We start from the raw sequence: 14,980 nt of genomic DNA, 5'->3' as shown, positions 1-14,980 counted from the left end.
TTAACACCTTGAAATATCCTTAGCCCCCCAATGTGGGAAATGTTTACGGACCAATGCGTTCATTTCAATCTCAAACGCTGAATATTCATTAACTTTCTTATCACTTCCATCAATGGCACTACTGATCATCCCGGCACCTACGGTAACATTTGTTAACCTATCAATGATAATAAACGAGCCGGTCGTACGATTGTCACGGTACGAATCAAACTGCACAGGAGATGTTACCGTAAAAGAACAATTACCCATTTCATTCAATACAAGTTGCTGAGCAGATTGTTGTTCAAGTGTATTTACATCAACTTTATAATTTACTGCATCGACATAACCGTAGACTGATTTACTACCCATTTTGATAGCGTATTCACGGTCTAAATGTAACGACTCTTCCGCCATCCATACTACATCGGCCGCAAAATGGCTTGATGAAGATGGTTGATCGTGGGGTCTAACTAACATATCTCCGCGACTTACATCAATTTCATCCGTTAACGTAAGGGTAACAGCCATACCTGCTGATGCCTTTTCAAGCTCACCATCAAAAGTAACAATTGACTTAACCTTGCTTTCTTTACCAGATGGCAAGGCGATAAGATTATCGCCAACACGAATATCTCCCGAGGAGATTGTTCCGCAAAATCCACGAAAATCAAGGTTTGGACGATTAACATACTGCACCTGAAAACGAAATGAAGCATTATCATCTCGTGTAACAGAAACAGTATTAAGCAACTTCAACAACGTAGAACCGGGGTACCACTGCATATTGTCACTTTCATTGACTACATTATCGCCCTTTAAAGCAGAAATAGGCACAAAACGGATGTCTTCAAAAGCTAATGATTTGGCGAACTCACGATACTCCAGCTTAATTTTTTGATAAACGCCTTGATCATAATCGACAGCGTCCATCTTATTAATAGCGATCACCACATGTTTAATGCCTAATTGCGAACAAATAAAGCTATGACGCCGTGTCTGCACCTGCACACCGTGGCGAGCATCGATAAGAATAATGGCTAAATCCGAAGTCGATGCACCTGTCGCCATGTTACGGGTATATTGTTCATGACCAGGAGTATCGGCAATAATAAATTTACGCTGTTCGGTAGCAAAATAGCGATAGGCTACGTCAATGGTGATCCCCTGCTCACGCTCAGATTGCAAACCATCGACCAACAATGCCAAATCAAACGCATCATCAGTGGTATTAAAACGCTTTGAGTCTTTCTCAATAGCCGCCATCTGATCTTCAAAAATCATTTTACTATCAAACAGCAAACGACCAATAAGGGTAGACTTACCGTCATCGACACTGCCGCAAGTCAAGATACGTAACATATCTTTGTTTTCATGCAGCTTAAGATAGGATTCAATATCGGTTTGCAATAACGTCTGTTCTGTTGTCATGGTCTTTCTCATATTCTGTAGGTGAACGGCACACTTAAGGCATTTATACGGTTGTGGAGCGGCAGCCTAAAAATAGCCTTCCATCTTTTTCTTTTCCATCGAACCAGCTGAGTCATTGTCAATCACTCGCCCTTGACGCTCAGATGTTGTACACAGCAGCATCTCCTGAATAATCTCAGGTAATGTCGTCGCTTGCGACTCCACAGCACCAGTAAGCGGATAACACCCTAAAGTTCTAAAACGCACCATCTTGTGTACGACTTCTTCCCCTGGTTCGAGTTCCATACGTTCATCATCAACCATAATCAACGTGCCACCACGCTTCACCACAGGGCGAGGCTCGGCTAAATAAAGAGATGGAATATCAATGCCTTCAAGATAGATGTATTGCCAGATATCTAACTCAGTCCAATTGGATAAGGGGAACACACGAATGCTTTCGCCTTTATCGACCTTGCCGTTATAGATGTTCCATAACTCAGGGCGTTGATTCTTCGGATCCCAGCGATGCTTATTGTCACGGAAAGAATAAACACGCTCTTTTGCACGAGACTTCTCTTCATCACGACGAGCCCCACCAAAAGCCGCATCAAAGCCATGCATATCAAGAGCTTGCTTGAGTCCTTCTGTCTTCATGATATCGGTGTGTTTAGCGCTACCATGAGTAAAAGGTGAAATATTCATCTGTATACCACGTGGGTTTTTGTGAACAATCAGCTCAAAACCATATTTCTTAGCAGTCTCATCGCGAAATGCGATCATCTCTTTAAATTTCCAATTGGTGTCGACATGCATTAATGGAAACGGGAGCTTACCTGGATAAAAGGCTTTTCGAGCCAAATGCAGCAGTACAGAAGAATCTTTGCCAACTGAATACAGCATCACAGGATTATCAAACTCTGCGGCAACTTCACGCATAATTTGAATTGACTCAGCTTCTAACTGCTTTAGATGAGTTAAATATTGTCGCATACCTATTCCATTTTAAATGTAAAAGTCACTCATTATGAGCAAAAGTAAAAAACAAAAAACAAGGGCCATATGATAAAAAATAAGCAAAACTGAAATCTTAATTCTAAATAAAACCTAATTCTTTCTGTATGATATTTTTTCAATTCGACGTATGATTTTCATCAATGGCAAAGACAAATACCACTTAAGAGGCAACCTGCCCCAATAACGTCTAACTAATTTTTTTGATTCTAGATAATGCACATCAATATTGTTTAAGGTCTTAGCATCATTATGTGTTCGAGTTGCAGCGACAATATGGTCGATGTAAATCGGTTTTCCAGAAGACTTAAACAACCGCCACCATAAATCATAGTCCATTGCCATCTGCAACTGCTCATTTAGCCCTTCGTTTTGCTCCCAACTGCTTCTTCTAATTAACGTACCGGGTTGGCAAATAAAGCAATAATTAGCGAATAAATAAGGAATAAAGGGCAGCGTAAGGTACTTTGCTAGTTGGCGGCCCAAACTATCAGTTGTCCAGCAGCGGCCGTAAGCAAAAGGAGATAAGGGGGCCGCTTCTAATTTTAAAAGTAATGCTTTCAAACCATTAGGATAGAAAAAATCATCAGAGTTAAGCCAACAAACATAGGGAGCAGTCCCAAGTTTCACCCCTTCATTAATCGCAGCAGACTGACCATTGTCAGGGTGGCTGCGCCAACCCGCCAACTTATGCTCATACTTCTTAATAATCTCAAGCGAACAATCGTCTGAACCACCGTCTATAACAAAAACTTCAACAGGAATATCTTGTGCAAATATTGACTCAAGATTGCATTCAAGAAAGCGCCCTTGATTATAAGATGGAACGACCACAGTAATAAGAGGCTTGCTATTCATGAACTAATTATTTCCCTAAAAGCCAAATCATAACTCTCTTCTCTAGCCATTTAGGCAAGCTTTGACGCACTTTAGATGTAAATTCAGGAGAAAAACATCCTATCAATCTAGTAGTCACCCCACGTAGCTTCCAGTTTAAGTTATCAAACCACGATAATGCCACCCAACCTTTAGTGCAATTAGCAATCAAATCACTGGTAGCACTAAAACTAATTTTATGGGGAGCCTTACAAGTATCAATCACATTTTGTCGATCAAGCACGTTAAAAAAGGTGCGATAACTCGCCTCTAAAGAATAAAAAGCTCTTGCATAAATAGGCGCTAACTCTGCAATTCGTAAACAAGTATCTGGCGATAGGTAAAGGCTTTCAATAGCCGCAGCGAGAGCCTCAGCGGTTTGAGATTCGAGCTTAAAACCAGTGACATTGTCAATGATGGCATCCGTTACACCGCTAGCACTAAAACCTAGGCTTGGCGTACCGCACAGTGCAGCCTCAATAAAAACTTGCCCAAATGTTTCTTCACGACTTGGGCCAACATAAAGATCAGCAGCATTTAAAGCAAGTACGAGTTGCTTTACATTATCTATGTAGCCAAGTGAGATGCATTTAACATTAGGGAACTCCCAATCAACGTCCAAACGACCAATAAGCAATAAAGTAATATTCATATCACTGAGGAGTTTCAAAGCACCTAGTAACAAATCCCCACCTTTACGTAAATCACTTAATGAAGAAACGCTAAAGGCGATAGTAAATGAATTTTTCTCAACTCCAATCTGCTTTTTTGCTTCCCACTTATCTTGGGGTTTAAATATCTCAACAGGGGCCCCAAGCCTAATCAAGTCAGTTGGAGCTGATGTATTTTTAGGCAAGGCGTTATCAATAAAGCTTTTAGACCACTCTGAATTAGCAAGAATCGTTAACTGGTTGGTTGCAGACAAAAATTCGTGCTTACTTTGCCAACTTCTGGCAATGTCGTCACTCGCTATGACAGGATAAGCGTCTTTGGTTGGGCAATCGGAGTCGCAACCAGTTATATATTTAGTACAATTAGAAGGGTATGGACAGCGCCCTGTTAACAACCAGAAATCATGGGTAAGCCAATACGTGGGATATAACTGTTCGATACTTTTTAGCACTGAAATATCATTGGGAGTAATAGCATGAAGATTTCCAAAAATGACAACATCAGGGTCAAATTCAGCAACTTTCCCAAATAAACATCGATAACTCCCGTCCGCCTGCTGATAAGTAAGCAAATCAAACACACTGCAGTCCTGCCCAGCTAAATCAAAAGCCCCAGCAATGCGTAATTGAGCCGTACCAGCACCAAATTTATAGCCTAAGTCATTAATAAAGGCGACTTTTAACTTACGAGACCAATTAACTGGAGGCCTTTCACTTTGCGTCCAATTAATATTGTGTTCGAGCAGAAATCGATCCCGCACGTTAATAAGCTCAGACTTAAACGCAGCTTCATCAGCCGTTTTTTGCTCACTATGCATCCTAAAATGCACCAATGGAACGCCAATGCCGACCAAATTCGCTTGATGTAATGCAAAACGGCACCACAATTCGTAATCCATACTATAAAAACAATCTTCATTCACCGCGCCACCGGCTTTTTGCCAAAGTTCACGAGTGAAAAACACCTCTGGTTGATAAAAAAACTGACCTGCATTCCAACCATTATCCAAGTCTAGAATTTCATTTAGAGGAAGAGGACCATCCTGACAAGAAGTGAAATGGCGATGCACTAGTTTATCATCTTGATAAACTTCACAAATACCAGCAATAACATCCGCTTTCTTTTCTAAATATGCTAGTGCGACTGATTTAAGTGCATCTGGCGCAAACTGGTCATCACTGTTTAACCAGCAAAAAATATCTCCCGTTGCAACAGCGAAGCCCTTGTTAATTGCGTGGCTTTGCCCCTTATCCGGCTCACTAACACAGTAGTCTATAGTATCGGCATATTTAGCCAAAATATGATTGGTTTCATCATTAGACCCACCATCAATAACAATATACTCAATATTAGGGTAGTGTTGTTCAATCACAGATAAAATGGTTTGTTCTATATACTTACCTTGATTAAAAGAGGGGGTAACTACACTGATTTTTGGCCATGCCAGGCTAATATTTTTATCTAACAAATTAAACTTCCAGAATTAAAGTTTTCAAATTAAGCCACGGCCTTATTGAAGAAAAAATGACTTAATTATTTTACACTGTCTTTTTGATAATCATAAAAATGAGGCTGCATTTCCAGATCATGACGAACATTGGCTTCCTCTTCATCATATCTTCTGTCTTTCAAAGGTAGCCAAGCTAAAACACGACACAATTTATCATGTGCTACATGATACTCTGCTTCAGACCAATTGGAAGTCAAGGAAGGATAAAAACGTTTAACCAGCGTAATCAGTTTTCGGTACAAGTTAACAGCAACTCGTGGCGGTGATACATTACTCGCTTCAACATTGACCCACAATTTCTTATCCACTTTGATACCATAGAGCTTATTCAAAATTTCTAACGTCATATCATTTTCAGCAGTTTTTAACTCATCGAATGACATCACCTCAACAGCAAAGCCAAGATCAGCCCACTTCTTTACTTTCATTGATATCGGCGAACGCCAAGGCTTATAACGCTGCAAATAGTATTCTTGAAGAGACAAGAAACACAACCCCATTTTGATGGCTTGTAACCAGCTAGATCTAATATGATCAAATTCATTGCGATAAATTAAAAGCACACGGCGGTCTGAAGGCAGATCCCATTTTTCGAGAGTTATAGATAATTGCTTTGTTGTTGCCATAGAAAACCATTCAGAACTGAGCAAAATATTACCTGGCACCTTAAAACGAGCCTTAACAAGTGCAGTATCTATTGGTTTAAAGTGAGAATGAGTAGGTAAAAATTCAGCCCAAGCCAGAGGGTGATGCCCCGTGCAATTTACGTCAGCTAAACCACACAAGTCCTTACAATAATCAATACCATAATGACTCTTGAGTAGTTCAGCATTAGCAAACAACGCGTTTTGTATAGTGGTGGTTGCTGTTTTAGGTAAGCCAACATGGAGAGTGATTGCACGCTGCGTCAAAACATCAAAATTAGTCTCCATTTCATTCTCTGAAAACATTAATTAACAAGTTTTTGTGCAAAAGAAGACAGCGATAATTTAGGCACACAATTAACATCTGACATCATAAATTTGTACTCATCGCCATTACTATCAGGCAAAATGACTGTTACATAAGTGGTATTACCCGTTTTACTTTTTGGTAGGTAGCATATTAAGCGTGTAATGCCGTCAACAGTTTTAACTTTATGCTTCAGTTTATGGCCATCGATATGAAATTGAACACCATTTAATAAGCCGTGGGGCTTAGCTTGGATAATATCGACCGCTAGCGTTTGCTTTATTTTTCTGTTTATCGGCAATACAAAATTTACTTTACTATTTGGTGCAAGTGCATAATATGGCTTATTGTCTGGCGTATGCGTTAAATGCCATAAGTCATTACGCTTACCTATATCAACAATTGACAGCTTAACTTCATCGAGCAATGCAGTGTTATTTACCTCAACTTTAGAGCTCGTTTTTTTCTGTGACAACACAGTATTTGGGCTTATCTTTTCATCGCTAGTAAGAACCTTTTCAATCACCGAAATACGAGCCGACATGGTTGCTAAAACTAGAGCCACCTCATCAACTATGACCTCTGCTTTGTCGTCAATTGACTCAGCATTAGCCAGCTTTGTAGCAACTGCCTGTCTAAATTGAGTTTTTTCAGTGTCAATTAAATTTTCTAAATAACAAATATCTTCAATTATCTGCTTTGATTCATCACTGTCTATATTCATGTCATCTTCTATATATTAATGAGGTGCTTTTTTACTCAACGTAACACTGAATCTACTTGGATATTAATGCCAAGAAAATACTCTTTGCCATAATCCACTTGCAAGCTAGGCAGATGCGCTATCTGAATTCGGGCGGTCAGAAAACAAGCAACAACACCATAATGGGTTAAAAAAGTATTCTTCGCGCACATGCTACCATAATAAAAAAGCTTGAAAAACTACCAGTATTTGTAACTTTGTGCACTAACTCAATTCCTAATGCATTTAGGCTTAACCACTTAAACCTAGTATCTCGCGTTTTATTTTTAAAACGCATTCATCAGGTGCTGTCTATTGTTTTGTAACTTTAAACCTTATATACCAAACCAACCCAGACCAACAAATTTATGATTACTGAATCAATTGAAATCACTGGATAGAATCGATCACGACTTTATCGTGCCTTTTTCAAGGCACATATGACTATGTAATAACGGTTCTGCGACAGCTGATACACAGATAATTACAACAATACGTAATCAAAATGACCTGACGCGAGGCTGTCCTTTAAAAAGCATCACGCACGAAAAGTATGCTGGTTATCTAAAAACCACCGATAAGCATCGAGCAACCCTTCTTCTAAACTATATCGGTATTGCCAACCTAAAGCCGACAAGCGCTCAACATTCATCAGTTTGCGCGGTGCACCATCAGGTTTGGACTCATCCCAAACAATCTCCCCCTCAAAACCGGTAACCTTGGCAACTGTTTCGACCAGCTCGCGTATGGTGCAATCAACTCCAGTCCCAACATTAATGTGGCTTAACATCGGCTCAGTATTAGCACTATAAACCGCCTGTTCGAGCTCCATAACATGAATCGACGCAGCAGCCATATCATCAACATGCAAAAATTCTCGCATGGGTTTACCACTTCCCCAAGCGACTACTTCTTTGTCACCCCGTAGTTTAGCTTCATGAAAGCGGCGCAATAAGGCAGGAATTACATGTGAATTTTCAGGGTGAAAGTTATCATGCGGTCCGTATAAATTAGTCGGCATGACACTGCGATAATCAACACCGTATTGCCTATTATAAGACTCACAAAGCTTTATCCCTGCGATCTTAGCAACCGCATAAGGCTCATTAGTCTCTTCCAGCGTCCCGGTTAATAATGCCGTCTCTTCCATCGGTTGCGATGCAAGTTTAGGGTAGATACAAGAAGAACCCAAAAATAATAACTTTTTCACTCCCGACTGATACGCAGCATTAATAACATTACACTCGATCATTAAGTTTTCATAAATAAACTCAGCTGGATAGGTATTGTTCGCGTGTATTCCACCAACTTTAGCAGCAGCGAGGTACACTTGATCAATATTTTCCGTAGCAAAAAATGCAGCTACAGCAGCTTGAGAGGTTAAATCTAATTCACTACGCGTCATTGTAACGACATTAACATCGCCACGCGCTTCTAACTGGCGAACAATCGCCGAGCCGACCATGCCTCGATGGCCAGCAACAAAAATTCTTTTCATAACAAAACCTTAATTCGCACAGAACTAAGGGGGCTAAAAAATATAGGCCCCTTAACGTATGCAATAACAAACAATATAGGTGAATTATTCTTTTGCTACTGATACCTCATAACCATGGTGCTTAAGCAACGCATGCTGTTTGGCTTTGCTTAAGTCATGCTCGACCATTTCAGCACACATTTCTTCTACGGTAATTTCTGGTATCCAGCCTAATTTTTCTTTCGCCTTAGTCGGATCGCCAAGCAGGGTTTCTACTTCGGCTGGACGAAAATAACGCGGATCCACTTTTACAATAACATCGCCTACATTAACACCCGGTGCATTATCACCCGTAATTGCTGTAACTGTGGCGATTTCTTCGACACCTTCACCACTAAAGGCTAAAGTTATGCCGGCGTATTCAGCAGACATACGCACAAATTCACGCACTGAAATTTGTTTGCCCGTGGCGATAACAAAATCTTCTGGCTTGTCTTGTTGCAACATCATCCATTGCATACGTACATAGTCTTTTGCATGACCCCAATCGCGCAATGCATCCATATTACCTAAATACAAACACGGCTCTAGCCCTTGGGCTATGTTCGCAATCGCACGAGTAATTTTACGGGTCACAAAGGTTTCACCACGGCGCGGCGACTCATGGTTAAATAAAATACCATTACACGCATAAATGCCATAAGACTCACGATAATTCACCGCGATCCAATAGGCGTACATTTTTGCAACGGCATAAGGCGAACGCGGGTGGAAAGGTGTCGTTTCTTTTTGCGGTATCTCTTGTACTTCACCATAAAGCTCAGAGGTAGACGCTTGATAAAATTTGGTTTTTTTCTCTAACCCTAAAAAGCGAATCGCTTCAAGTAAGCGCAATGTACCCATGGCATCAACATCAGCGGTATATTCTGGCGCTTCAAACGAAACGGCAACGTGAGACTGCGCGCCTAAGTTATACACCTCATCAGGTTCAACCTCTTTCATGATACGAATAAGGTTAGACGAATCAGTCAAATCCCCATAATGCAACTTAAAATGCGCATTTTCCACGTGGGGATCTTCATAAATGTGATCAACGCGCGCCGTATTAAATAAAGATGCACGACGCTTTATGCCATGTACCTCATAACCTTTTTCTAATAAAAACTCGGCTAAATAAGAGCCGTCTTGGCCGGTTACACCGGTAATTAGTGCTTTCTTCATTTCTTGTTTCTCTATTTAAATTTTTCTTTCAACCATGCAAGAAGTTTTAAGTTTGCGTTTTCAGAGATGTAATTCTTTTCTTCATATGAAAGTATTGTATCTTTTTTCTTTGTTTTTATATCAATGTATTTACTAACAAAGGGCACGAAGTCAATGTATTCGTTATTTAACCCTAATTTACGGAATATTACATCCAGCGCAGCTTCATTTGAAAAAAAGTCGTCGAAGAAAATAGGAATAACCTTTTCTTTCCTCTCCTGAAAAGATTGGTAAAAATGTACAAGTGACTCATTCCAGTCATCAACAGCAACTTTAAAGTCTTGATTTCTTGCCCATAAGCTATCATTTTCATCTTTAGCTCTAACATTATAAGATGCCGCAACTTCGTAAATATCTCGTACAATAAACAACACTGTACTATCGGGCATTTCAATAAATAATGATTGTAAGTGCTTATATAAAAGTGGAATTTTATCACCACGATAAATGGAATCATCAAAATAACTTTTATTACTACTACAATTGTCAAGTGACGCCCAAAAAGTATCGCCCTCTTGTAAATCATAAAAACGCGACTTACTAAAGTGCTCCCGTTTTAAACTAAACGTTGTACTCCCTCTTGAATAATACCTTTCCATACCTAAAGCAAACCTAGGGTCCGCGTTAAATACATTTCTTAATGCACTCGTTCCAGAACGAGGGCAACCACAAATAAATAGCGGTTTCCACATAATAAAACCTATAAATTATTATAAAACTTAGAATCCAAGAAGTTTTCAAAAAATGTCTGATACGACAAATCCGTGCGAAATCTCTCATTACTTAAATAAAGGTGCGCTTCTTTAATGCGCGCCTTGTCCGCCAGCATTACTTCAGCTTCATCCATGTCGTTTATGTAAAGCGGATAGTCGGCTCCCAGATATTCCACCACACTCGGCAGTGGGTTTATCAGCAGCGGTGTTTTTCGGGCTATACATTCCAATACTAAATTATTCGCAGCCGTCGCATATAACCAACAAATAACGACCGAACTACTAAGTAATTCATCGTACTCATCATTTGGCACCATAGTGAACACTTCAACATTGGGGTCAATGTTGTTGCCAAAGGTAGCAATTTCATTAGCAAGATAATCATCTGTGTAGGTTTTTTTTAGCATTACACGGCGATAACCTTCGGCTTTTATCAAATGTATGGCTTGCAACTTACGAAGCCAATCTCCTGCCTGTACTAAGGTAGGTGCAATGGCGAACACCTCAAAGTCGAAAGGCTTTAGGTTATCAAAATCTGTTGGATGCAGTAAGGATACAACCGGAACGCTCGGTAAATGATACTCTACATCTCTTTTAAGGTCGTCACTTAATGTGATGATACCTTTACAGTGTGGTAGCGATTTTTTCCAGAGCTCAGTTTCAAAAAAAGCTTCCGGTGAAACCGGCGTATGGAACCATGATGGCGCAAAGAAGGGCACATGAATGATGCCAACCCAAGGTTTTTGTATAGATTTTGGTGTTGACGATGCGGCCTCACCCGGCTCATTACCCCATACAAAATATCGCTCAATAAATGGCAGAAGCAACACTCCCTCACCATCAGTTTCGAGAGGGGACAAAGATTCTGCGATTTTGTTAAAACTGTTTCTGTGCTCTCCATAATGTAAATCGGAACCGAAAATATTTAATTTCCTGGGGGGGGCTAATTTCTTCGAATTTTGCTTATACAGAAAAAAAGGAATGAAATCATCTTCTACTTGCTTGTGGAAGGCCGCCAGTTTATCACCACGTCTATTATGTGATTCTAAATTTACGTAGTAATACCCTAGCCCCTGTCCATTCAAATATCCAACTTCATCTTCATTAGTAACCTTTAGCCAAAACGCCCAGTCAGCGAATGTGCCGTACCTTGCTTCGTCGAAAAAGCCGTATTTATCGTGTAAGTCGCGTCGCCATATGGGCATGCAATGGGGAATGTTGTGCGGATTTAGGACATAGCTACCGTTAGCATCTTCCTCAACGTTAGCCAAAGAAAGAAAGTCAACCGTTCCCTCTTGGTCGCTATACCAAGGACATTCTATTTTATGAGCGTCCAAATCTCCCGAAAAAGTGTAAAAGGGATGAAGTGCACTGGCAGCGAACGCATAATCATTCTTAGTTGTTAAATCCTGCAATAGTACACTTACATGCCCCGGATCTCGCAAGTCATCCACATTAGCATTGGACACGAATTCGGTGGAGGACATACGAATACCGATATTCCAGCATTCGTAAAGCCCAGGATCTTGCCTGTTCCAAACGAAAATGGCATTTCGCTGCTCCCAAAGTACACGCTTAATGCTCTGTACTTCCACTTTCGTTGGGTTAGTTATTAGATAGAAATGGTCAATATCGCCGTACTTATCTAACTGATTACAGTTGATGATAAATGTACCTATAAACTCGTCTGTTCTAAACATAGAAGTGATGAATGAGCATTTCCTGATTTTATAGCGTTCGTAGTTAATTAACTCCGAAGAGGATGGTCCATACCTACCGTCCAAACACCATTTCACATCGACTCCGAGAACATCCTTCGCGCTACACTCTAGCCTTACGCGTTCATCAAGTTGAGTTAAGTCAATAATTATTTCTTGAGTTCTAGTGAGTATATTTTCACTCAGCCGAGAAATATCATTAACCAAAACGAAAGAATCAGACCATGAAACTGTCCCTGATAGCGAATTTTCAATAATTCGATTTATATTAGGAACGAAATGGAAATAGATTGTACTATTTTCTTTGAGTACTTCTTTGAAAAGTGATACGAACGATGTATCGAATTCGCCTTCCGCTACAATATTAATTTGCATACCATAATGAGCAGCGATAATTTCTAAAACTTTAAGTGAATTCACCTTTTTATTATTGTTATTACCATCATTATTCAATAGCAACCACATTACTTTTCTGCTACTGAAATAATACCCTTCACCAGAGTAGTAAGAATCCAACCATGAACATGATACCCATGGGACTGCTCTCATTACCCCATGGGTATTTAGTCTTGAAGCGAAAAACTTATATTGAGCATCAATATTACTTTCTTTCTGATTTTCACCACTGTAAAAGGTGTCGTTTTTAAACTCATCTTCATGATGAATTATAACAATATCTAAACATGGATTTATTGGCTTGTATCCTGCTGACATTAAATCAGATGCTAACATAAGGTCGCAGTTCATTTGCCCCATAAAATAGAAAGCGTCTTGCTTTAAAATGCATGGACGTCTAAAGATCCATGCATCGGCCGATAAGTAATTCGGGAGTCCATTGTCGAGGTATAAATAAAGCTTCAATTCTCCATCAATAATCTCATGTCTGCTGAGTGCCAACATCCCACTATCTGGAAAATTTTTGTGCTCAAAAAAATTGGTTACTTTTCCTACCTCGGTTGCTCCAGCGAAGCTGACATCTCCGTTAATTAGCGCAGTGAATTGCGCATCCTCTGCGTATAAAAGCTGATTACTGTAATCTATAAGTACTTGAAATGTAGGCCGCGACTCACTTTCTATGATGTGTACCTTAGCATGATCAGCGTACTTAAAATGCTGTCTGATAGCTTGCTTAGTTGATTCGGTAACAATATGGATTAAGTGAATGCTATCGTTATCAATATGGCTCTTTAGGGCTTTTTCGATAGGCTCTTTTATTACGCCATCAAAAAACGCGAAAGAAGTTATTACATCAAATTTATCCATATACTTTTAATTCCCTCAATACTTCTTCAACCACCGCTTTATTTTTCCAAGCTGAAAACAGCAACTTTTCAAGTAAGTAACTATTTGAATCACGTTCAAAAATTGCCAGAGAATAGACGAACATTAACGTGAAATCCGATGGATCTCTCTGAAAATCCGCTTTTAAGGAGTGAAATACGGAATCACTAAAAAAACTAATATTGGAGTTTCTGCGCGTTCGAAGGAATAAATATTTAAATAACTTCAACGTGGATCCGCTTGCACCATTTTTAGTCATTTCACAAACAATCTTTTCAATGACTTCTTGCAATGACTTTGGATTCTGTTCCGGCTTCTTTACTAGAGATATGGCTTGTTCAAATTGTTGGTAAAGCATATGATTATCTTCTTATATTAATTATCAACTGTAACACTGCGTTTGTTGTCAAAGGCTACAGTTTATCCTTGATAATCGAGCATTTCGCATACTCGCCTAAAGTTATTGCTCTGTGCAATTTCCTGTATAAGTTTTTCATCCAAAGGACGCCGCACTCTTTTGGATATCTCGCCCCCGCTCCTTCCACTATCTCCAGTTACCGAGAATATAGCGAAAGTATCCTTGTAGCTGTCGCAATAGTTGAACCGTAAATAAGCAGCGATGTTGGCCATTACAACTTCAGAGCCTTCTACAAAATCTTCGTATTTGAAGATTTGCTCAGGTTTAAACTGTTCTATTAAACACAAAAAACGACGACAATATTCATCAAACGTTTGTGGCTCAAAATGGACCCAGTCATTTTTTATAAGCGAAGCGTAGGAATCAATCGGATTACGAATGGTCAATACTGACCTAACGTCATAGTCTTCTTCTAACAACTCAACAAGAGTGCATCGTACCGGAATAGGGGACTTGGTATGGAAGTCCGCATGGGTATGGTCTCTTAGTACTAGGGTGCCACCTAGCTTGTTTACATGTTGATAAACCTCATCAATGGCACTCTTAAACAACTTTTGAGCGAGTTCCTTTTGCTGAGGTATCCCAGAATACTTAGTTAAAGAAATAATATCAGACGGCGCATATTTTGGCTTATCTTTACCCATTGCCAAATCCGTATACGGATGAACTTCACTTAACAAATATACGTTCGGCATGGCTGAAATACATTTAGAAATCAGAGTGCCCCCACTACAAGCTAAATGATGAATAATTCTAATGGTTGGCTTTTTAGGTTCATGCTTATTACAAACTTTTTCACAGCGTGCTAATAGCGATTGGGTGTCAACTACCGTATTAACTGAACTAGATATATGAGTCAAATCACTACTTTTCGCTTGACCAGCGAACGACTCTGTTTGATCAATTAGCGCTAGCGCATCATCCAACTGGTTTTTAAATAATTCAAATGTAGAAGTCAT

The 14,980-nt window shown here is 39.7% G+C and carries 12 protein-coding genes; all 12 read right to left on the bottom strand.

Annotated features, from left to right (window positions below; all coding sequences use genetic code 11):
* Entirely contained in the window at positions 1-1,410 is a 1,410-nt protein-coding gene (cysN, locus tag DVO77_RS04835) for a sulfate adenylyltransferase subunit CysN (RefSeq protein WP_119977538.1), read from the bottom strand.
* A 66-nt stretch (positions 1,411-1,476) separates the two neighbouring features.
* The gene (cysD, locus tag DVO77_RS04830; protein WP_119977537.1) at positions 1,477-2,382 is read right to left on the bottom strand and encodes a sulfate adenylyltransferase subunit CysD; all 906 of its coding nucleotides are present in this window, start codon (positions 2,380-2,382) and stop codon (positions 1,477-1,479) included.
* Positions 2,383-2,496: 114 nt separating this feature from the next.
* On the bottom strand, positions 2,497-3,261 hold the full coding sequence (locus DVO77_RS04825) for a glycosyltransferase family 2 protein (RefSeq protein ID WP_119977536.1): 765 nt from the start codon (positions 3,259-3,261) through the stop codon (positions 2,497-2,499).
* Positions 3,262-3,268: 7 nt separating this feature from the next.
* Positions 3,269-5,419: a glycosyltransferase gene (locus tag DVO77_RS04820; protein WP_119977535.1), complete on the bottom strand. Its 2,151-nt coding sequence runs from the start codon at positions 5,417-5,419 to the stop codon at positions 3,269-3,271.
* Positions 5,420-5,484: 65 nt separating this feature from the next.
* Positions 5,485-6,393 (bottom strand): hypothetical protein, encoded by a 909-nt coding sequence (locus DVO77_RS04815; protein WP_119977534.1) that lies wholly within the window; start codon positions 6,391-6,393, stop codon positions 5,485-5,487.
* Between the two features lie 17 nt (positions 6,394-6,410).
* Positions 6,411-7,136 (bottom strand): hypothetical protein, encoded by a 726-nt coding sequence (locus DVO77_RS04810; RefSeq protein ID WP_119977533.1) that lies wholly within the window; start codon positions 7,134-7,136, stop codon positions 6,411-6,413.
* A 556-nt stretch (positions 7,137-7,692) separates the two neighbouring features.
* Positions 7,693-8,652, bottom strand: coding sequence for a GDP-L-fucose synthase (gene fcl / locus DVO77_RS04805; RefSeq protein WP_119977532.1), 960 nt, complete (start codon positions 8,650-8,652; stop codon positions 7,693-7,695).
* 84 nt (positions 8,653-8,736) lie between these two features.
* Positions 8,737-9,852, bottom strand: coding sequence for a GDP-mannose 4,6-dehydratase (gene gmd / locus DVO77_RS04800; protein ID WP_119977531.1), 1,116 nt, complete (start codon positions 9,850-9,852; stop codon positions 8,737-8,739).
* Between the two features lie 11 nt (positions 9,853-9,863).
* Positions 9,864-10,583 carry a sulfotransferase family protein gene (locus tag DVO77_RS04795; RefSeq protein ID WP_119977530.1) on the bottom strand — a complete coding sequence of 240 codons (720 nt, stop codon included), beginning with the start codon at positions 10,581-10,583 and terminating at the stop codon, positions 9,864-9,866.
* 8 nt (positions 10,584-10,591) lie between these two features.
* Positions 10,592-13,585: a glycosyltransferase family protein gene (locus DVO77_RS04790; RefSeq protein WP_119977529.1), complete on the bottom strand. Its 2,994-nt coding sequence runs from the start codon at positions 13,583-13,585 to the stop codon at positions 10,592-10,594.
* Positions 13,578-13,961: a hypothetical protein gene (locus tag DVO77_RS04785; RefSeq protein WP_119977528.1), complete on the bottom strand. Its 384-nt coding sequence runs from the start codon at positions 13,959-13,961 to the stop codon at positions 13,578-13,580. Before DVO77_RS04785 ends, DVO77_RS04790 begins: the two co-directional genes overlap by 8 nt.
* A 62-nt stretch (positions 13,962-14,023) precedes the next feature.
* Complete coding sequence (locus DVO77_RS04780; protein WP_119977527.1) at positions 14,024-14,980, bottom strand: hypothetical protein; 957 nt, start codon at positions 14,978-14,980, stop codon at positions 14,024-14,026.

This window comes from Shewanella algidipiscicola (assembly GCF_003605125.1).
Classification (GTDB): Bacteria; Pseudomonadota; Gammaproteobacteria; order Enterobacterales; family Shewanellaceae; genus Shewanella; species Shewanella algidipiscicola.
Note: the sequence above shows the minus strand (reverse complement) of the source record. Positions and strands in the feature narration are given on the sequence as shown.